The following is a 19,455-nucleotide window of genomic DNA, read 5'->3' as shown; positions in this document are numbered from 1 at the left end:
TAAAAATTTAGTTAAACCCGTAAAGGCTAGACGGGCGCTTTCGCTTTTCTTATTCTGCTGGTGTTTCTTCCGCTGGAGCTTCAGCGTTCATGATATCGTCGAAAGCACCTTTAAGGTCTTCGTCTTTAATATCGATGTCAGCATCTTCCATCATTTTCGCGATTTTAGGGATCAACGCTTCTTGGTCTGCTTTTCCAACAGCCAATTCTTTTTTGATTTCGTCTTTTTGGTCTTCAAGAGCCGGCTGATCTTCCACTTGGCGTTTTTCCATCACTTGAATAATGTGGAAGCCGTGCTGTGATTGAACAGGTGCACTGATTTCATCCACTTCTAATGCGTAAGCCGCATCTTCAAATTCAGGTACCATAGCGCCAGTTCCAAACCAGTCCAGGTTGCCGCCGTTTGCTGCAGAGCCAGGATCCGTTGAATACTCTTCCGCTAATTTCGCGAAATCGCCGCCTTCATCCAATTCTTTTTTCACTTTGTTTGCTGTTTCTTCATCTTCTACAAGAATATGGCGCGCGTTCAGTTCAGTGCCTTGGCGCTCATATTGTGCTTGGATTTCTTCATCCGTCACTTCAACGCCGTCAGTCAACGCTTTTTCCTGCAAGAGGTTTAAACGGATGACTTTGCGGTAGCTGTCTTCGGTTTGATTGTTTTGCTGAAGAAACTGTTCAAAGCTTTCGCCAAGCTGTTCTTCAGATTTTTTGTATTCTGCATCGACTTCTTTGTCCGTCACTTCGTACTTGTCCGCAAGCACTTTTTCGATCATTAGGACTTGGACGGCTTGATCGCCGACAGAGGTTTTCATTTCATTGTACAAATCATTTTCAGTGATGTCGCCGACTTTAGAAGAGACGACCACTTCTCCCTCAGAACCGTTATCGCTGCATGCGCCTAGTACTAAAACGGATGCGGCTAAAGACAATGTCAATATGGATTTCTTCATAATTATTCGCTCCCAACTTTCTTTCTAGATGCCGTTAGTTACTATAACATAAACGTTTTAAAAATCAAAAAGTTTCTTTTTCAAAAGAAAAAGCCCAAATGCCTGGGGCAAATGAACTTATGGGGTAAATTCTACGCCTACATATAAGGATACCAATAAGATGGTAATTAATATATTGATTGTACGGAAAATTTTCTGATGGTTTTCCTCCGGAATTTCCCTAGATGTAACAAGCGCTAAGGTCATTCGGTTGATCTGGAACAAGTAAAACACGGAAAACATTACAACAACTGCGATTATCATGGGTTTCCTCCCCTCTATACTTAGTTACTAGTATAACAAAGACGAGAGGAAAAAACAGGATTAGACCATTGCTTCCGGAACCAGAATTTCATATCCGGTTTCCGTTTCCTCGATCAAAGCGTCTTTTGGTGAATGAGCCAGATTCCGGAGATAGATCAAGTCCGTTAAGCACAAGCCGCAATGATAAGCGAGCAGCATGGCAAAATAATGGCTGTATACAGGCATTGAGATACTAAGAATAATAATGATCGCGTTGATCAATAAGAACGGGCTCAGCAAAGTGAATAAAAAACGTTTCTTGGAAACAGGTTCTTTAATATGCAAGGAAAACATCGGGAAAACCTTAAAGCTTTTTTTCACAACCAATTTGATGCATTTACGGCAGCCGACCAAAGGCAAAAAGTGAAATGCCTTATGAAGCGGATAAACGGCTAAAATCGCCAAGATGAAAAAGAAGAAATTCTGGTCGGACAAAGGATCAGAATACAAGATGTTCAACACAATATAAAAGCTCATGAAAACACCGAGCCCCATAAGTGCAGAAAGCATATAAACACGATCGAGTCCGTATTGTTTTTTTAAATTGATGGTTTTCCAGCAATGCATTGGTTGCATCTCCTAAAAGTAGATTGCTCTTTTGAGTCGATACATACAATACAATGATTCTGCGATAAAATCAAGACAGATTCATATTAAATTTTAGACAGCGTTTTCACTGTTTTTCGATGGCTTCGATTATATGATTTTCTTCGTTGAATTTGTTTTCGATGTTTTTAAAGGAAGCTTCAAAAATTTCCATAAAATCATCTCCGTAAATATTGCGGATCAAGGCCATAATATCCAAAAACTCCGGAAACTTTCCGTAAAGGTTTCGCATCGGCTGAGACCCATCGATAACGGAGTGGGGTGTGTCATGGTAGCGTTCAATCATTTCTTGCATCAGTGCTTCGCCTTTTGGCGTCAATTCAACATATGTATTGCGTTTGTCAGTATCCCGTTTTGAAAAAGCGAGAAGTTCCCGTTCTTCCAATTTTTTTGAAAAGTTGAAAGCAGTGGACACATGCATAACTCCGAATTTAGCAACGTCCGAAATAGAAGCCCCTTTTAAATGGTAAGAAATCCATAAAATATGATGTTCATTAATATTCAAATCATAAGGTTTTATCCACAATTGCCAATCTTTTTCGACTGCTTTCCATAACGCTTTCGACAATTGCCCGATGCGCTGGCTAAATAACATCGCTTCCTTCATCGTGTATTCGCGTTCATTCATTTCAGCACCAACTTTCCCCCAGAAAGATTTTTCTTTATTATAGCAATAAAGCAAACCTTATTAAAGTGTGAATAATAAAAAAATTTCCAAATAGAAAAGTGAGAGCGCCCGCTAAGCTCTGAAAGGCATAAGACAGACAGCCGAAGCGGCGTTTTTTGCCGCACAGGCAGGGTGGCTTATGACCCGAAGAGCTGGGCGCTTGAACTGGACAATGAAAAGTGAAAGTACCAGAACTGGACAATAGAGAAGGGGAGAAGCCTTTTGAAAACAGCCTAACATTTTAGGCCATCAAAAAAAACTGCCCGAGGGCAGTTTTACTTGTCATCCGTATGATCTGAATCGTCATTTTTTTCCTTTTTATCTTTCGTAATCGCATTCTGCAATTCTTCGATCGAATTTTGAATCGCTAAAATTTCAAGCTGCAAATGTTCTTTGGCCGGTGCTGTTCCTTCTTGCCAATTTTCCATAGAAGCCTTCAAGCCTTCTGCAGCTGCTGGAAATTGCGTTTTTGCTTCCGCCGATAAGGTGGCGATGGATTCCTTCAGTCCGTTTACTTTCTCTTTGACATCTGCAAGCTTCTCTTTCCAATCGGAAGAAGTCGTTTTTACAGAAGTGCGAAGTTCTTTACCGGATTGTGGTGTTGAGAATAATGTGGCTGCAGCTCCAGCTGCTAACCCTGTTGCAAGACCTAAAAAAAATGTCGATGCTTTCATCGGCAAACGCCCCTTTCATCTATACCGTTCTTTTCCTCTATTTTACTTAATTAAAACATAAAGGTGAATGGGGATTCAATGAAAAAAAGCTTTTCAAGGACATTGTCCTTGAAAAGCTTTCGGTTACGCTGATTGAGTAGCGGCCGTTTCGAATTTCGAACGTCTTACCAAAGTAACGACAATCGGGTAAATAAATGCGAAAGCGACGCCGTTCAGCAGCATAGCAGGCAGCACGACAGTAGTGAAGAGGATCCCAAACGGAATATCCGCACCGATGACGAAGATGGCCGATGACAGGAATACGGTTCCTGACAGTACCGTGCCTCCCACGCAAAGCGCAATGGCTACCGGTAATTTTTGTACGATTTTATTTAAGATTAGCACAAATGCCAAAAAAACAAATGCGGTAATGAATTTATCAAGGATATTTGGGACAAATCCTCCCGGGAATGTTGAAAACAGTCCGGATATAACACCTGTAGTCACTGCAAGCAAAAATACCGATTTCACATTCGGGAATAACAGGATGCCGATAAACATCATGGTCAACATAAAGTCCGGCTTCATGCCTCCGCTAAATCCTGGGATAATCACATAAAGTGCAGCTCCCACACTGACCAATAAGGCCATCAAAACTAAATTCTTCGTATTCATTTCTCATCTCTCCTCAGCTCGACTCTTTTTGCTCTTTCCCGGACGTGCCCTCGTGGCCGCCGGCGAAAAAACTTATCCTGATTCTATCCTTTATTGCGAACGAAAGCAAGCATTTAAGCCAGTTTTTCCTTTACCTGTCCAGCCAGTTCCTGAATTCGTTCGGTTGTGAATTCTTTTTCTTTCGTCATCCATTTTGCCCCGAATCCATCCGTTTCACCGTAGCGCGGGATGAAATGAAGGTGGAAATGGAAAACGCTTTGGCCTGCCTTAGCGCCGTTATTGTTCAATAAGTTCATGCCTTCCGGTTCGAATGTCTCTTTGATGGCGGAAGCAATTTTCGGTGCAACACTGAAAAGATGGGAAGCTTCTTCCGGCGTCATGTCATAGACAAACTCGCGATGCGTTTTTGGAATAAGGAGCGTGTGCCCTTTGGATAGCGGCATGATGTCCATGAACGCATAAACATGCTCGTCTTCATAAACTTTCACGCTTGGGATATCGCCGGCAATAATTTTGCAGAAAATACAATTGGTCATTGTCATCATCCTTTCCATTTTTACCAGTTTATCATATTTTGTTTCTCCCAAAAGAAATCATACAGGAGATTTGATACAATAAAGGAAAGAAAGAGGTGTTGAGATTGGCAATTTTGGAAGTCCAGTCGCTGACCGGGGGCTATACGCGCAAACCCGTCTTGCAAGATGTGACATTTTCAATTAACAAAGGGGAATTGGTCGGCTTAATCGGCTTGAATGGAGCCGGAAAAAGTACAACGATCAAGCACATCATCGGATTGATGGAGCCCAAATCAGGAAAAATCCGGCTGAACGGCAAAAAATTTGAAGAAGACATGGATGCTTACCGCTCGTCCTTTTCCTATATTCCGGAAACACCGGTTCTATACGAAGAGTTGACGCTCCGCGAACATTTGGAATTGACAGCGATGGCCTATAATATTGAACCGGCCCGTTTTGAAAAACGTTCGGCTGAATTATTGAAAGAATTTCGCATGGAAAAAAGGCTGAAATGGTTTCCTTCCCATTTCTCTAAAGGGATGCGCCAAAAAGTCATGATTATGAGTGCATTCCTCGTGGATCCGGCTTTGTATATCATCGACGAACCGTTTGTCGGGCTCGATCCGCTTGGCATCAAATCCTTGCTCGACCAAATGGAGAAGCAAAAGAAAAAAGGGGCTTCGGTGCTCATGTCGACCCATATCCTGTCTACGGCCGAGCGCTATTGCGACCGCATCATCCTTTTGCACAATGGGCGCATTCGGGCAGTCGGCACCATGAAGGATCTGAGGAAAGCATTTGATATGCCGGACGCTTCATTAGATGATTTATATATTGCGATGACTGAGGATGCTGTCAATGAAGAACTTGCATGAGGTATGGGATAACCGGCTTCAAAAATATATGCGGGAAGTCCAGAACTATTTAAAATATATATTCACGGGCCATATTGCAGTTGTGCTTCTTTTTGCCATCGGTGCAGCGGGCTATGCCTACAGCGAATGGGTGCAAAACGTGCCGCCGGATTTTCCCGGCGCATGGCTTATGGCGTTTGTTTTCGCTTTGCTGCTGGCATTTAGCGCACCTTCCACTCTATTAAAGGAAGCGGACATGGTCTACTTTTTGCCGCTTGAAAGCAAACTGGATGAATTTCTGAAGCCGGCATTGAAATGGTCGTTTTTTTCCCAATTGTATTTGCCGGTGATTGCGTTTATCGTGTCATTGCCGATGGCCAACGCTTTATACGGATTGCCATCGTCTTTATTGATCGGGTTGCCGATCTTGCTGCTATTGATCAAATGGTGGAACATCCAAACCGAATTTTCGTTCCGCCAAGCGAAAGCGGGGAGAGATGCCTGGCTTGACCGGCTGGTCCGTTTTGTTTTGGTGCTGCTCTTCGTCTATTTCTACGTCATCGGCAATCTGCTGATAGCCGTGCTCTTTTTGTTTGCCATGATTGTTTACGGCCGGTGGGTGAAAGGGCAGGCGGCAGGAAAAGCCTTTGCTTACGAACATTTCATCCGGCTCGAAGAAAACCGGATGCTGCGGTTTTACCAATTCGCGAATTACTTCACGGATGTTCCGCACATTAAAGGGAAAGTAAAAGAGCGGGCTTGGCTAAACTGGATTTACGGCCTGGTCAAAACGGGGCCGCAAAATGCTCACTTCTATTTAATTTTAAGAACCTTTATCCGGTCGGACGAATTGTTCTATTTATGGATTCGCTTGACGGCCATTTCGATGGCAGGTGCATGGCTGATTCCATTTCCAGTGGCCATCGCTATTTTCATCGCTGCCTTGGCATTCGCTTCCAGCATCCAAATTTGGCAGGGCCTGAATCAAAAACAGCATTTCCGCATGGATAATTTATTTCCGCTGACAGCTTTCAGCCGAGAGCAAGCAGTCGGAAAACTGGTGTTGATCCTTCAAAGCATCCAAGCGGTGCTTGTGGCAATCGTTTTGCTGATAGCTGGAGAGCCTGCCATAGCATTGATTGCACTGGCAGCCGTTTTGATTGTTTCTTTTATTACGTTAGCTTTTGCGAAGAAGAAAAAATGAAAAAAGGAGTTGGCCCCAAAATTACGTGGGCCGACTCCTTTTTTATTCGTGGAAATTTACTGCAGCTGTCCCTAAAGTTTTAGCTGCCAGCAGCATCGCTTCTTCTTTGAAATCGAATTTCGGATGATGGTGCGGGTAGACCGCGCCGTCCGGCATTGCTCCTGTGAAGAAGAACGTTCCTGGGATTTCTTGAAGGTAATAGGCGAAATCTTCGCCGCCCATTTGAGGAGGGCATTCATAGACCTCAGTGACTCCGGGAACGGCTTCAGCAATTTCTTTTAAGTACATTGTTTCGGCTTCATGGTTGACGACCGCCGGATAGCCTCTCATAAAGTTGAAATCGCTATGGCTATCCGTAGCAATATTCGTGCCGTCAACGACGCGCTGCATTTCCTTTTCCATCAGCAACCGTGTTTCTTCTGAAAAGGTGCGGACTGTTCCGGAAAGGACGGCTTGGTCCGCAATGATATTAAACGGGTTTTCTGCAACAAATGAAGTGACAGACAATACAGCCGACTCAAGCGGGTCAACGCGGCGGGCAACCAATTGTTGGAGATTATTGACAAGTTGCGAACCAATGACCACGGCATCTTTTGTTTCATGCGGCATGGCCCCATGGCCGCCGCGCCCTTGAACGTTTATCGTGAAGCTGTCGGCTGCGGCCATCACCGGTCCAACCCGGTAATCGATTCGGCCATATGGAGTAGTAGACCATAAATGCGTACCGAAAATAACGTCAACGCCTTCTAAAACGCCCGCTTCAATCATCGGCTTTGCACCTCCGGGAGCAAGTTCTTCGGCATGCTGGTGAATGAGCCGGTAAGTGCCTTTCAATTCGTCGCGCATTTCATGGAGGGTTTTTCCAAGCACTAATAAAGTGGCCGTATGCCCATCATGTCCGCATGCATGCATCACGCCTGGCACTTGCGATTTATAAGGGACGTTTTCTTTTAAGTCCTGGATTGGCAGTGCATCGAAATCAGCGCGCAAAGCAACAGTTTTTCCGGGTTTTGCGCCTCGGATCGTTGCTACTACGCCATTCCCGCCAATTCCGTGCTCTACTTCAATTCCCAACTGTTCATAATAATTGCGGATAAAAGCCGCTGTTTTGGATTCATGGAAGGAAGGTTCCGGATTCATATGCAGGCGGCGGCGGATCTTCACCATTTCTGGATAGCGTTCTTCGAGTCGGTTATATAATTTTTCAAGCATCTTCTGGATCTCCCTTCAATAGTCAAAATAGTTCCACTACAATCATAGCACATCAGCTCGAAGAGAATAGAAGGGAAATGTAAAGAAGAAGAGACGGACTTGCAAAATAAAAAAGAGGGCGCAGAGCCCTCTTTAATAATTAAAGTTTAAGAAGGTGGCCACAAAGTAGATGATCACCATTAAGATAGAAGGAACTGCATAAATCGCATTGGACAATGTTTTCTTCTGCATCAAAGCATAAATGGTCAAAAGAGACATGGCGAGAACACCGACTGCGATAATCATATGCGCTCCGGAAACCGCGGACAGGATAGGCCCTGCTGTATAAACGGGGTCAGAAATGGCCAAGATGATCATATTAAAGATATTGCTGCCCAAAATGGCGCCGACTGCCATATTGACGTTATTCAACCGCAACGCGACGAATACAGAAATGGCTTCCGGAAGTGATGTGGTGGCCGCAATCAGGAAACTGCCGATAAAGCTGGAGCCGATTCCCGTAATGACGGCTATTTCATCTCCTGTGACCGAAAGAGCAGTACCGGTTCCAAGAACGACCAAAGCCGCAATGATAAATCGGACGATGGCGGCTTTAGGCGACAAATCTCCGCTTGGGTTATCCGGCTCTTGTTCTGAAACTGCCGATTCTTCTATAGAAGGATCCTGCGATTGGAGCTTATTGATGAATACCATACCGGCAATATAGGCGACCGCGATGATTAACGCATCCAGCCCAATTCCCAGGAAGGAAATATCGATTCGCAGCCACAAAGAAAGGATGACAAGGACAGTCAGCAATAAGCCGAGAAATGCCGTGTACAGGTGATCTTTGCTGGCACGTTCCAAAATCCGTCTGCGGCGCAGCAGGAAGTCAAAAGTTGCCAGGATAAATAAATTAAACAAATTGGAGCCGATCATATTGCCGACTGCAATATCGGCATTGCCGATGGCTGCTGCAGAAAAGCTTGTCGAAACTTCCGGAAGGGAAGTTGCTCCAGCAAGTAGCAAGGTGCCGACCATCATCCCGCCCATCGCAGTTTTCTCGCTGATGACATCAGCATATTGCGATAATTTGATGGACGCAATTACGGTTACGATGGCAGCTAGGATAAAGTAAATAAAAACCATTTATTTTCCTCCAGTCGTCTATGTATTAAAGAAGCCTCATTAGATGAGGCTCGCTTATTATTTTTCTTCCGGCTTTGCTTTGTACATGGTGATATAAGAAGAACCGGAGAAAATATGCTGCCGTTTTTCGGCTGGTGCATCCGCTTGTGTTTCATGCGCTTTTGAAAAAGCCTGAGATTCTTTCCATTTTTCATAGAAAGCTGGAGATTCCCATTCGGTCAGCACGACATACGTATCTGAATCTACAGGGCGCAGGACACGGAAGGCCACATATCCGGGTTCATTTTCAACGGCTCCTGCCCGGTTTTTAAACCGGTGCTCAAAAATCGGCCGGCCTTCATCCGTCACCGGAATATGGTTCATGACAAAAAAGCCTTTTTCCTTAAACGTGCCGGTGCCATCGACAACTTCATAACGCCGCGGCGTCTGGAAAATCGTTTTGCCTTCCGTTTCATGGAGCAGCAAGGTCGTATTTTCCCCTTGCATCAGCACCATCGTTTCCTGCGGGTGCTTTTCTCTCATTTTCTTCATAAATTCGTAAGTTCCAGTGGTCATAAATAAATTCATCCAAAATACCTCCTCATTCTATATTCTAATCTTATTCTTCCCTTATCTAAAAACATAAAACGCTTTATGTACAAGCTGTGAAGCGAGAAGAGTCTAATTTATGACATTTCCTTAAGGAATCTATACAATAGGAAGCGGAGCGTCTATAGTAAATTACGGATAACGAAATAGAACGCAGTGGAAGATAAGATTGAAGGGATGAAAAAAATATGACAGCATTTAACGACACGTACTTAAGAGCTGCCCGCGGAGAAAAAACGGAACATACGCCAGTATGGTATATGCGCCAAGCTGGCCGTTCACAGCCGGAATACCGCAAAATAAAAGAAAAATACTCACTGGAGCAAATTACGCACCAGCCGGAGCTTTGCGCTTATGTGACAAAGCTTCCTGTCGAACAGTACAATGTGGACGCAGCGATTCTTTACAAAGACATCGTGACGCCGCTGCCGGCAATCGGCGTAGACGTTGAAATCAAAGCTGGAGTTGGTCCGGTTATCGATAACCCGATCCGTACAATGGCAGATATTCAGCGCCTCGGCGAAATCAACCCGGAGCAGGACGTCGATTTCGTTCTTGAAACCATCCGCATTTTGACGCAAGAACAATTGAATGTGCCGCTGATCGGGTTCTCAGGTGCGCCTTTCACACTTGCCAGTTATATGATTGAAGGCGGGCCATCGAAAAGCTATAACAAAACAAAAGCGATGATGGCATCTGAGCCGGAAATGTGGTTTGCCTTGATGGATAAATTGGCAGATACCATCATCCCTTATGTAAAAGCGCAAGTAAAAGCGGGAGCAAAAGCTGTCCAAATTTTCGACTCGTGGGTTGGAGCTTTGAATGTGGAGGATTACCGCATTTTCATTAAGCCGGTCATGGATCGGATTTTTGCAGAGCTTCGGACTGAAGGCGTGCCTTTGACGATTTTTGGTGTCGGCGCAAGCCATTTGGCTAAAGAATGGCATGACTTGCCAGTCGATGTAGTCGGCCTGGATTGGCGCTTGCCGATTTCTGAAGCGCGGAATATGGGATTGACGAAGACTTTGCAAGGAAACTTCGATCCATCCTTCCTGCTGGCAGATTGGCCGGTCATTGAAGAGCGTGCGAAAAAGATTTTGGATATGGGCCTGCAGCAAGACGGCCACATCTTCAATTTAGGGCACGGTGTCTTCCCGGAAGTACAGCCGGATACTTTAAAACGATTAACCGCATTTGTGCATGAGTACAGTGCTGCCTATAAAGCAAACAATTAATTGAAGCAAAAATTTCTTATGAGGTGATGGAATTGAAAAAGACAATGGGATTATTGGTAATGGCTTATGGTACACCATACGAGGAAGCGGATATCGAACGTTATTACACGCATATTCGCCATGGCCGCAAGCCGAGCGAAGAAAGCCTGGAAGATTTGCGCAGCCGCTATAAAGCGATCGGCGGATTGTCGCCGCTTGCGAAAATTACACAAGACCAAGCGGATGCTTTAGGTGCTCGCCTAAATGAAGTGCAGGATGAAATCGACTTTAAAGTATACCTTGGCTTGAAGCATATCGAACCATTTGTGGAAGACGGTGTCGCTGCAATGGCTCGCGATGGCATTAAAGAAGCCGTATCGATTGTTCTTGCACCGCATTTCTCTACTTTCTCGGTAAAATCCTACAATGGCCGCGCAGCAGAAGCTGCTGAAAAAGCGGGCATCGAGTTAGTATCTGTTGAAAGCTGGTACACAGAGCCGAAATTCATCCAATACTGGAGCGAAAAAGTGAGTGCAACTTTTGCTGCCATGTCGGAAGAAGAACGCGCTAAATCTTGCTTGATCGTTTCTGCGCATTCATTGCCAGAGAAAATCATTGCAAATGGCGATCCTTACCCGGACCAATTGAAAGAGACAGCCGCTTTGATTTCTGAAGCGGCAGGCGTCGAAAACGTAGAAGTGGGCTGGCAAAGTGCCGGCCAAACGCCAGAGCCATGGATCGGGCCGGATGTACAGGACTTAACGCGTGAGTTATACGAACAAAAAGGCTATACTTCATTCGTTTATACGCCAGTCGGCTTTGTAGCGGACCATTTAGAAGTTCTTTTTGACAATGACTATGAGTGCAAAGTGGTTTGCGATGAAATTGGTGCAGCGTACCACCGTCCAGAAATGCCGAATGTGCAGCCTTTGTTCATTGATGGCCTGGCAGATGTGGTATTGAACAAACTAGCAGAATAATAATTGGATCGGGAGTGAATATGAAACGTGACAGAACGGACGCTGAAAGCAGCAGTCGTGGGCGGAGGAATATCGGGCCTGTCTGCTGCATACTATTTGCAAAAACAAGCGAAAGAGCAGGGCATTTCGCTGGATCTCACAATTATTGAAGCGGTGCATCGCTTAGGCGGAAAAATCCAGACGCTTCATAGAGACGGTTTTGTAATTGAGCGTGGACCAGACTCGTTTCTTTCCCGTACGAAAACGATAGATAGCTTAGCCCAAGAGTTAGGAATTGAACACAAGTTGATAGCTAGCGGAGCAGGCGAAAGTTTTGTAGTGGTTGAAGATCAATTGCACCCGATTCCGAAAGGGTCCGTCATGGGCGTCCCTACGGAATGGGGGCCATTTATCGGCTCGCACTTGTCTTCCTGGAGCGGGAAATTTCGTGCAGCGGCTGACTTGGTCATGCCGAAATCTGCCGGATCCGCTGACCAGCCGCTGGGCAAATTCATGCGCCGCCGTTTCGGAAAAGAATTGGTGGAGAATTTGATCGAGCCAATTTTTTCCGGCCTTTACGGCGGAGATATTGACCGCATGAGTTTGGCTTCTACTTTTCCAGCTTTCTATCAAATTGAGCAAAAACACCGCAGCCTGATTGCTGGCGTGAAAAAAGATGAAGCGCTGGATGCAAAAGCTTTTACCACAACGAGTGAAGGCATCTTTCAAACATTCGAGAATGGCATGCAAACCTTAGTGGACGCGCTGGAAAATGCGCTATCCGGTTGCACCATCCTCAAAGGTGTGAAAGTCGATAAGATTCGGCATGAGCAGGACAAAGCGCTTCTGCGTTTGAACAATGACTCGGACCTTCTCGTGGACGAAGTGATTTTTGCCTTGCCGCATGAAAAGATTCAGCCTTTATTTGAACCGGCCGGCTTGTTGAAAGATCTGAAAGAAATGCCATCGACGTCCGTAGCTACGGTGTCCATTGCCTTTTCGCGAGCGGCCATCGACTCTTCTGCTGCAGACGGCATGGGATTTGTGGTTTCCAGAAACAGTGATTTTACGATTACGAAGTGTTTGGCGATGCATACGAAATGGCCGGCCCATGTTCCGGCAGGGAAGATGCTCTTTAAAGCATTTGTCGGCCGGACCGGAGATGAAGCGGTCGTCGATTTATCGGACAAGGAAATTGAACGGATGGTGCTGGAAGATTTGCAAAAAGCGATTCCGATTTCTGGAGAGCCTGACTTTACCGTCGTCACTCGCTGGAATAATTCGATGCCGCAATATCAAGTAGGGCATGAAGCCCGCACCCAAGCGGCAAAAGAAGACTTGAATAAAGCATTCCCGATGGTTCAGCTGATTGGCAGCTCTTTTGAAGGAGGCGGCATGCCGGCTTGTGTCGAGCAAGGCCAAGCAGCGGCGCAAGAAGCCATCAAACGGCACCAATCGAAGAAATGAATGCGGAGGTAAGAACATGAAGAAATTAGCATGGCTCAGCCTGCCGATGCTGCTGTTGGCAGCATGTGGATCAAACGACGATTCAGCTGGTGCCGGAGATTCAACGGAAATTGTAGAAGTGGAAATTACGACGCCGCAGGAAGTAGAAGTGGCTGAAGAAGTTACTTTATCCGTAACGGTGACGCAAGGAAGCGAAACGGTAGAAGACGCTGACGAAGTCGTTTACGAAGTTTGGCAGTCCGGTGACCGCGATAATAGTGAAATGATTGAAGCTGAACATACAGAAGACGGAATTTATGAAGCGGAAACCGTTTTTGAAGAAGAAGGCCTGTATTATATGCAGGCCCATACGACGGCCCGGCGCCTTCACGTGATGCCGAAACAGGAAATCACAGTTGGCGACCCGGATCCCGCTTCCATCGTTCCGGATGACAGCGACGATTCTGAAGGCATGAACAAAATGGATATGGATGAGCATTCCGGCCATTAATTCAGCAAAAGGCAAGCACCCGACGGGGGTGCTTGCCTTTTTTGTTTTACAAATTGATTTTAGAAGTTCGTCTACGATCTCATGCTCCGGCAGATAAGATAAGGCCAAATGAATTTGCCCATATCTTGCCTTTCGAATCTACCCGGGCTCTTTCGCTTTTCTGTACTACAACTCGTTGCAGGACTCACATTTGCTTCCGTAGCACTCGTGCTGCTCTTCAATCTTTTCTCCACATGTTACGCATTGTTTCGGCGGCAAGTTCTTGAAAAATTCGACTACGTTTTCAATCATTCATCCCAGCTCCTTTGTTATAGTACTGATTTGGTTTATTGAATTGTATTATAACAGTTTGGATCCGTCAACCCTAAACCATGAAATTTTTCAAATTATCCGTTAAACTAAACAAAGTAGAGAAGGCAAAGGAGAGAGATTATGTATTTCGTAGACAATAAAGGCATTACAGACCCGCGCATTAACTTGGCAATCGAGGAATACTTATTGAAGACGATGGATGTGGAGAAAGATTCGTTTCTGCTGTTCTATATCAATGAGCCATCCATCATTATTGGGAAGAACCAAAATACGGCTGAGGAAATCAACACCGACTACGTCGATTCGAATGGGATCCATGTAGTGCGCCGCTTGTCGGGCGGGGGAGCAGTTTACCACGATCTTGGCAACTTGAATTATAGTTTCATCACAGTGGACGACGGCAACAGTTTCCGAAACTTCCGCAAGTTTACGGAGCCGGTTGTGCAAGCGCTTCAGTCACTGGGCGTAGATGCAGAACTTTCAGGGCGCAATGATTTGATGGTGGCAGGGCGCAAAATTTCAGGGAATGCCCAGTTCTCCACAAGAGGGCGCATGTTCAGCCACGGCACCTTGATGTTCGATACGGAAGTGGATGCTGTTGTTTCCGCTTTGAAAGTCAGCAAAGAAAAAATCGAATCGAAAGGCATCAAATCAATTCGCAGCCGAGTGGCGAACATTTCGGAATTCCTGGAAGAGCCGATGACGGTCACTGAGTTCCGTGCAGCGATTTTAAATTCTCTTTTTGAAGGGGAAGCCAATGTGAAGTATTGGGAACTGACCGATGAAGATTGGGCAAACATCCATGCGCTGTCCGCAGAGCGCTATGGCAATTGGGACTGGAACTACGGAAAGTCGCCAAAGTTCAATATGAAGCATTCGCATCGCTTCCCGGTCGGCGGCATCGATGTCCGTCTGCAAGTTGAAGGCGGAGCCATCAAAGACGCCAATATTTACGGCGACTTTTTCGGCGTCGGCGATGTCGAGGAAATTGAACGGGCGATCACAGGCGTTAAATACGACCGTGCTTCATTGGATGCAGCCATCAGTGAATTTGATATTCCGAAATACCTCGGCGGCATTACGAAAGAAGAGTTTTTGAAATTAATTTATTAAGAATTCATGAAGAGCCTGCTTTTAAGCAGGCTCTTTTGTTAAAATGGAAATAAAACGGAAAGGGGGAATCCGGATGGCAGCCCAACGAATTTTTATCGTAGAAGATGATTTGAAAATCGCGGCATTATTAGCAGAAACGCTTCGCAAATATCATTACGAAGTGGAAACCGCAAAAGATTTTGACCGCATCTTGGAAGAATTCGAAGCATTTGATCCTCATATGGTTTTACTGGATATCAATCTGCCTTCTTTTGACGGCTATTACTGGTGCCGCCAACTTCGCCAAAAATCCACATGCCCCATTCTTTTCATCTCCGCAAGGTCTGGAGAAATGGATCAAGTATTTGCCTTGGAAAATGGTGGAGACGACTTCATCACGAAACCTTTTCATTATGAAATCGTCCTTGCAAAAATAAGAAGCCACCTGCGCAGGGCGTATGGTGAATATGCGCCAAAACAAGAAGAGCGTTCCGTCAAAACCGGCCGCATCGAATTGTTTTTGGAGCGCATGGAATTGCATGTGAAATCGGTGATTATTCCGCTTCAGAAAAAAGAGTGCACCATTATGGAATTGCTGTTGTCCCAGTACCCGAAAGTGGTCACACGGGAACAATTGCTGGAAGAGCTTTGGGACGATCAAGCTTTTGTAGATGAAAATACATTGAACGTCAATATGACCCGTGTCCGCAAAAAATTGGCGGATTATGAAGTGAAATCTTCGATTGAAACGGTTCGGGGATCCGGTTATCGCTTGCTGTTGAATGAGGAGGAGCTGTAATGTTCCGTCTGTTTTTTAAAGAGCACGCGGCGTTCATTGTCTTCCAGGCGGTTTTGGTGGCCTTCATCATGGCGCTCTACTGGCTGGATGGCTTCCGGAATGTCGATACCGCGATTTATTCGTTTGTCATCAGTACGTTATTGGTCATTACCTTTTTGGCGGCTCGTTTTGCGAAACGCTATCGATTCTACCAAAAGATTCTCTCTGTTCCGGATAAGATGGAGCATGCCATCCAGCGTGAAGGCCGATCGCCGGAACAGCTGCAAAGCGAAAAATACATGCATGAACTGTACCGCGTGTATCAGCACGAAGCCCAAGCTTTATATGCTGCGGAAAAGCGCCATCTTCAATTTATGAACCAATGGGTGCATCAGATGAAAACTCCGCTGTCCGTCATGCAGCTTCTCTTGCAGGAAGACAAGGAATTGGATAAAAGCAGTGTGCAGGAAGAAATGGATCGCTTAAAGGCAGGGCTGGATACGGTCTTGATGAATGCCCGCCTCGATACATTTGAAGACGATATGCAAATTGAACAAGTCCATTTGCGCGGGCTTGTATCCGAAATCGTTACCGAAAACAAACGGCTGTTCATTTCAAAGCGGGTTTATCCGGAAATTGACGTGGACGATAATTTTACGGTCACAACCGACCGGAAATGGATGAAGTTCATCCTCGGCCAGTTTTTGACCAATGCCATCAAATATACATTTGAACCGAACAAAAAAGTCTACATCCAAGCAAAATGCCAGGAAGGGCATCTCTTGCTGACCATCCGAGATGAAGGCATTGGGATTCCATCATCTGACCTGCCGCGCATTACGAAAGCTTTCTTTACGGGAGAGAATGGGCGGAAAACGGGAGAGTCCACAGGCATGGGCTTGTACTTGGCGAAAGAAGTGTGTGGGAAACTTGGCCACCAATTCTCCATTTCCTCGGTAAAAGGAGAAGGCACGACGGTATCTGTCTTATTTGACAATGAAGATACAGCAACAGGAGGAGAAGGCAATGCCGTTATTGAAAATCGACGAAGTGACGAAGGTCTATGAAGGAAAAGTGACGCATAGAGCCCTCAATCAATTAAGCTTCGAAGTGGAGAAAGGCGAATTCTTGGCGGTCATGGGGCCGTCCGGAAGCGGGAAGACCACCTTGCTGAATTTGATTTCAACGATTGATTCGTTGACGGCAGGGGAGATTCTGATCGACGGCATCAATCCACATCGTTTGGATAAAAATGAATTGGCCCTATTTCGCAGAAGAAAATTGGGCTTTATCTTTCAAGACTTTAATTTGCTGCAGATGCTGACAGTGGAAGAAAACCTGGTGCTGCCGCTGACACTCGATTACGTGCCGGTCAATGATATGGCCACAAGGGTGCTGGAATTGGCGAAGCGCCTGGATTTGACGCCGATCCTGCATAAACGGCCGAATGAAATTTCAGGTGGGGAAGCCCAGCGCACGGCCATCGGGCGCGCGCTGATCCATAAGCCCGCCATCATCTTAGCGGACGAACCGACCGGGAATTTGGATTCCAAAGCGTCCAAAGACGTTTTGGATCTTTTATCGAGAGTCAGCGCCAATGAAGGCGCGACGATTGTCATGGTGACGCATGATCCGATTGCCGCCAGCTATTGCGATCGGGTGCTATTTATCAAAGACGGTGAATTTTTCAATGAAATCTATGGCGATGAACGTCGCCAAACATTCTATCAAAGGATCTTGAATGTATTATCCTTGCTTGGAGGAAATGTGAATGACCTTTCGGCAACTCGCTTACCATAATGTGTTCCGCAACCGGAGAAGCTATGCCGCTTTTTTCCTCGCAAGCGTCGTTTCCGTAATGGTGTTCTTCGTCTATTCGATGTTCATCTTCCATCCATTATTTGAAGAAGACGGCTTGCAGGTGCTCGCTGTCCGCGGAATGTTCATCGCGGAAGTTGTCCTGTATATTTTTACGCTGTTTTTCCTGTTTTATTCGATGAGTGCTTTTTTGCAGGCCCGCTCGAAGGAATTCGGGATTCTCATGCATCTGGGGATGACCAAAAAGCAGCTCAATAAATTAATTTTCTTTGAAACGATGATCCTCGGTTCGGTTTCAACCGTGGCGGGCATCGCTTTCGGTTTTGCCTTTTCAAAGTTTTTCTTTATGATTGGCCGTGAAATCATGGAGCTCGAATCGCTTCCGCTGTATGTTTCGTGGCAGCCCTTTGCCCTGACGATTGGGGCATTTGCGAGCCTTTTCATCATCATTTCGGTGATCAGCGTCGCTTTTATCCGGACGAAAGGAATCTTGGATTTGCTGCAGGGCTATTGGAAAGTGGACGAAATTACGAACGCCTCGCGCTGGCTGTCTTTTTTAGGCTTTTTGCTGCTGGCCATCTCGTACGTGCTGGCCTCGATCGTGACGGATCAGACCGTTTACACCATGGTGCTGATCATTCCGCCGCTGGCTACATTAGGGACCTATCTGTTCTTCACGCATTCCGTCCATTCTTTGCTGAATCTTTACAAACGAAGAAAAGGGATCTATTGGCATAAGACCCGGTTGGTTTCTCTGGCAGAAGCTTCAGTCAAACTGAAAGACAGCGCACAAATGTTTTTCATCGTGACGATCGTGTCCACTGTCGCTTTTTTAACGGTCGGCACACTCGCTTCCTTTATGTCGTATACGGGGGACTACCGGGAATCAAATCCGCTCGGGCTTGTTTACATTTCATTTGACGGCAATGGCAAAGAGGTGGAGCATGTCGAGGCCTTGACGGCTGAACTTGAAGAAAAGGAATTGGCATACGATCTCGTTCCATTAATAGTGAAGCGGCAGACATCCACGTTTACCGGAAACGATGTGGATATCATCCGCATGTCCGAATTCAATCGTCTGGCGACATCGCTCGGCTTCGAACCTGCGTATCCCGACCGGGGGGAAGCACTGTTCATCCCGTATTCAAAAGAATCCCTAAAAGAACTGGGTAAAAGCCAAGTCCAAACGGAATTGATGGAAAGCGGAGTTGAACTGTCGATCGACCAAGTCTATCCGCATATTCTTTTCCCGGTGCATACGATCAATTTCAATAGCATTGTCGTAAATGACCTGGACTATGCGGCAATCGACGAACCGCTCCAAGGCTATGCGGACGGGGAATCGACTTTCACTTATTACGCCTTCGATATTCCGTCGTGGGAAGAAACGGTAGCCATTGGTGCGGATTTAACCGCTCAAATTGATAAAGCCGTGGAGAAGGAAGATTTCAGCGGGCTGAATTTCTTTTTTGAGAACCCGGGGGAAGATTACCGCTGGTTCAAATCCTCTTTCGCTATCTTGCTCTTTATCGGTGTCATGGTTGCTGCCGTATTCTTGTTGGCAGCCGGAAGCTTCATTTACTTTAAATTGTATACAGGGCTCGAACGGGACCGGAAGCAATACCTGCTCTTGGTCCGCCTGGGGATGACGGAGAAAGAACTTGGAAAGATCGTCAACCGCCAGCTCATCCCGCAGTTTTTCCTGCCGTGGATCGTTGCCTTGCTGCATAGCACTTTCGCGTTCATTTCGCTCCAAGTGGTGTGGGATGAATTTGCGGAGCTTTCGATACTTGGTGAAATGGTTCTGGTCCTGGCCGGATTCACGATTGCCCAAGTGCTTTATTTCTATTTAATACGGTGGCGTTATATCGCCCATTTGCAAGCATCGTAAAAACGGTGCTTGTTGTATTGTCAGAAGATTTATTCTATAAT

The 19,455-nt window shown here is 45.8% G+C and carries 22 protein-coding genes; 11 read left to right on the top strand and 11 right to left on the bottom strand.

What is annotated here, in order from left to right; translation table 11 throughout:
* Positions 1–49: 49 nt before the first annotated feature.
* The 7 genes from MTR82_RS11970 to MTR82_RS11940 all read right to left on the bottom strand — a co-directional run bounded on the left by MTR82_RS11970 (position 50) and on the right by MTR82_RS11940 (position 4,428).
* Positions 50–949 carry a peptidylprolyl isomerase gene (locus MTR82_RS11970; protein ID WP_052652288.1) on the bottom strand — a complete coding sequence of 300 codons (900 nt, stop codon included), beginning with the start codon at positions 947–949 and terminating at the stop codon, positions 50–52.
* 117 nt (positions 950–1,066) lie between these two features.
* The gene (locus MTR82_RS11965) at positions 1,067–1,252 is read right to left on the bottom strand and encodes a hypothetical protein (RefSeq protein WP_052652286.1); all 186 of its coding nucleotides are present in this window, start codon (positions 1,250–1,252) and stop codon (positions 1,067–1,069) included.
* Positions 1,253–1,312: 60 nt separating this feature from the next.
* A complete protein-coding gene (locus tag MTR82_RS11960; protein WP_246809275.1) occupies positions 1,313–1,858 on the bottom strand; it encodes a DUF3267 domain-containing protein in 546 nt (181 codons plus the stop codon).
* Positions 1,859–1,964: 106 nt separating this feature from the next.
* A complete protein-coding gene (locus tag MTR82_RS11955; protein ID WP_246809273.1) occupies positions 1,965–2,525 on the bottom strand; it encodes an HTH-type transcriptional regulator Hpr in 561 nt (186 codons plus the stop codon).
* A 314-nt stretch (positions 2,526–2,839) separates the two neighbouring features.
* Entirely contained in the window at positions 2,840–3,238 is a 399-nt protein-coding gene (locus MTR82_RS11950; RefSeq protein ID WP_246809271.1) for a YtxH domain-containing protein, read from the bottom strand.
* Between the two features lie 123 nt (positions 3,239–3,361).
* Entirely contained in the window at positions 3,362–3,892 is a 531-nt protein-coding gene (locus MTR82_RS11945; RefSeq protein ID WP_246809269.1) for a tryptophan transporter, read from the bottom strand.
* Between the two features lie 113 nt (positions 3,893–4,005).
* Positions 4,006–4,428 (bottom strand): HIT family protein, encoded by a 423-nt coding sequence (locus MTR82_RS11940; RefSeq protein WP_246809268.1) that lies wholly within the window; start codon positions 4,426–4,428, stop codon positions 4,006–4,008.
* Positions 4,429–4,532: 104 nt separating this feature from the next.
* Between MTR82_RS11940 and MTR82_RS11935 the strand changes: the two genes are divergently transcribed.
* A complete protein-coding gene (locus MTR82_RS11935; protein ID WP_246809266.1) occupies positions 4,533–5,282 on the top strand; it encodes an ABC transporter ATP-binding protein in 750 nt (249 codons plus the stop codon).
* Entirely contained in the window at positions 5,266–6,465 is a 1,200-nt protein-coding gene (locus MTR82_RS11930; RefSeq protein ID WP_246809264.1) for an ABC transporter permease, read from the top strand. The genes MTR82_RS11935 and MTR82_RS11930 overlap by 17 nt, the downstream gene beginning before the upstream one ends.
* A gap of 42 nt (positions 6,466–6,507) precedes the next feature.
* On the opposite strand, the gene MTR82_RS11925 is transcribed toward MTR82_RS11930, so the two are convergent.
* The 3 genes from MTR82_RS11925 to MTR82_RS11915 all read right to left on the bottom strand — a co-directional run bounded on the left by MTR82_RS11925 (position 6,508) and on the right by MTR82_RS11915 (position 9,372).
* Positions 6,508–7,677 carry a M20 family metallopeptidase gene (locus MTR82_RS11925; RefSeq protein ID WP_246809263.1) on the bottom strand — a complete coding sequence of 390 codons (1,170 nt, stop codon included), beginning with the start codon at positions 7,675–7,677 and terminating at the stop codon, positions 6,508–6,510.
* Between the two features lie 132 nt (positions 7,678–7,809).
* Positions 7,810–8,805, bottom strand: a complete 996-nt coding sequence (locus MTR82_RS11920; RefSeq protein ID WP_246809258.1) for a sodium:calcium antiporter — start codon at positions 8,803–8,805, stop codon at positions 7,810–7,812.
* A gap of 57 nt (positions 8,806–8,862) precedes the next feature.
* Positions 8,863–9,372, bottom strand: a complete 510-nt coding sequence (locus MTR82_RS11915; protein ID WP_052652275.1) for an antibiotic biosynthesis monooxygenase family protein — start codon at positions 9,370–9,372, stop codon at positions 8,863–8,865.
* 209 nt (positions 9,373–9,581) lie between these two features.
* Between MTR82_RS11915 and hemE the strand changes: the two genes are divergently transcribed.
* Genes hemE through MTR82_RS11895 form a run of 4 tightly spaced genes read left to right on the top strand, consistent with a single transcriptional unit; the run spans position 9,582 to position 13,523 of the window.
* The gene (hemE, locus tag MTR82_RS11910) at positions 9,582–10,628 is read left to right on the top strand and encodes a uroporphyrinogen decarboxylase (RefSeq protein ID WP_246809257.1); all 1,047 of its coding nucleotides are present in this window, start codon (positions 9,582–9,584) and stop codon (positions 10,626–10,628) included.
* Between the two features lie 26 nt (positions 10,629–10,654).
* Complete coding sequence (hemH, locus tag MTR82_RS11905; RefSeq protein ID WP_052652274.1) at positions 10,655–11,587, top strand: ferrochelatase; 933 nt, start codon at positions 10,655–10,657, stop codon at positions 11,585–11,587.
* Between the two features lie 27 nt (positions 11,588–11,614).
* Positions 11,615–13,033: a protoporphyrinogen oxidase gene (gene hemY, locus MTR82_RS11900; RefSeq protein WP_246809256.1), complete on the top strand. Its 1,419-nt coding sequence runs from the start codon at positions 11,615–11,617 to the stop codon at positions 13,031–13,033.
* Between the two features lie 16 nt (positions 13,034–13,049).
* Positions 13,050–13,523, top strand: a complete 474-nt coding sequence (locus tag MTR82_RS11895) for a FixH family protein (protein ID WP_246809255.1) — start codon at positions 13,050–13,052, stop codon at positions 13,521–13,523.
* A gap of 165 nt (positions 13,524–13,688) precedes the next feature.
* On the opposite strand, the gene yhfH is transcribed toward MTR82_RS11895, so the two are convergent.
* On the bottom strand, positions 13,689–13,814 hold the full coding sequence (yhfH, locus tag MTR82_RS11890) for a protein YhfH (RefSeq protein WP_110925633.1): 126 nt from the start codon (positions 13,812–13,814) through the stop codon (positions 13,689–13,691).
* A gap of 141 nt (positions 13,815–13,955) precedes the next feature.
* Here yhfH and lplA point away from each other — a divergent pair, with 141 nt between their 5' ends.
* The 5 genes from lplA to MTR82_RS11865 all read left to right on the top strand — a co-directional run bounded on the left by lplA (position 13,956) and on the right by MTR82_RS11865 (position 19,414).
* Positions 13,956–14,948, top strand: coding sequence for a lipoate--protein ligase (lplA, locus tag MTR82_RS11885; protein WP_246809250.1), 993 nt, complete (start codon positions 13,956–13,958; stop codon positions 14,946–14,948).
* A gap of 73 nt (positions 14,949–15,021) precedes the next feature.
* Positions 15,022–15,726 carry a response regulator transcription factor gene (locus MTR82_RS11880; protein ID WP_246809248.1) on the top strand — a complete coding sequence of 235 codons (705 nt, stop codon included), beginning with the start codon at positions 15,022–15,024 and terminating at the stop codon, positions 15,724–15,726.
* Entirely contained in the window at positions 15,726–16,772 is a 1,047-nt protein-coding gene (locus MTR82_RS11875) for a sensor histidine kinase (protein ID WP_246809246.1), read from the top strand. The genes MTR82_RS11880 and MTR82_RS11875 overlap by 1 nt, the downstream gene beginning before the upstream one ends.
* Positions 16,732–17,505, top strand: coding sequence for an ABC transporter ATP-binding protein (locus MTR82_RS11870; protein ID WP_246809244.1), 774 nt, complete (start codon positions 16,732–16,734; stop codon positions 17,503–17,505). The genes MTR82_RS11875 and MTR82_RS11870 overlap by 41 nt, the downstream gene beginning before the upstream one ends.
* Positions 17,477–19,414 (top strand): FtsX-like permease family protein, encoded by a 1,938-nt coding sequence (locus tag MTR82_RS11865; RefSeq protein ID WP_246809243.1) that lies wholly within the window; start codon positions 17,477–17,479, stop codon positions 19,412–19,414. The genes MTR82_RS11870 and MTR82_RS11865 overlap by 29 nt, the downstream gene beginning before the upstream one ends.
* Positions 19,415–19,455 lie beyond the last annotated feature (41 nt).

The organism is Planococcus ruber, assembly GCF_022819085.1.
Lineage (GTDB): Bacteria > Bacillota > Bacilli > Bacillales_A > Planococcaceae > Planococcus > Planococcus ruber.
The sequence above is the reverse complement of the archived record's forward strand: the minus strand, read 5'-3'. Positions and strand labels throughout refer to the sequence as shown.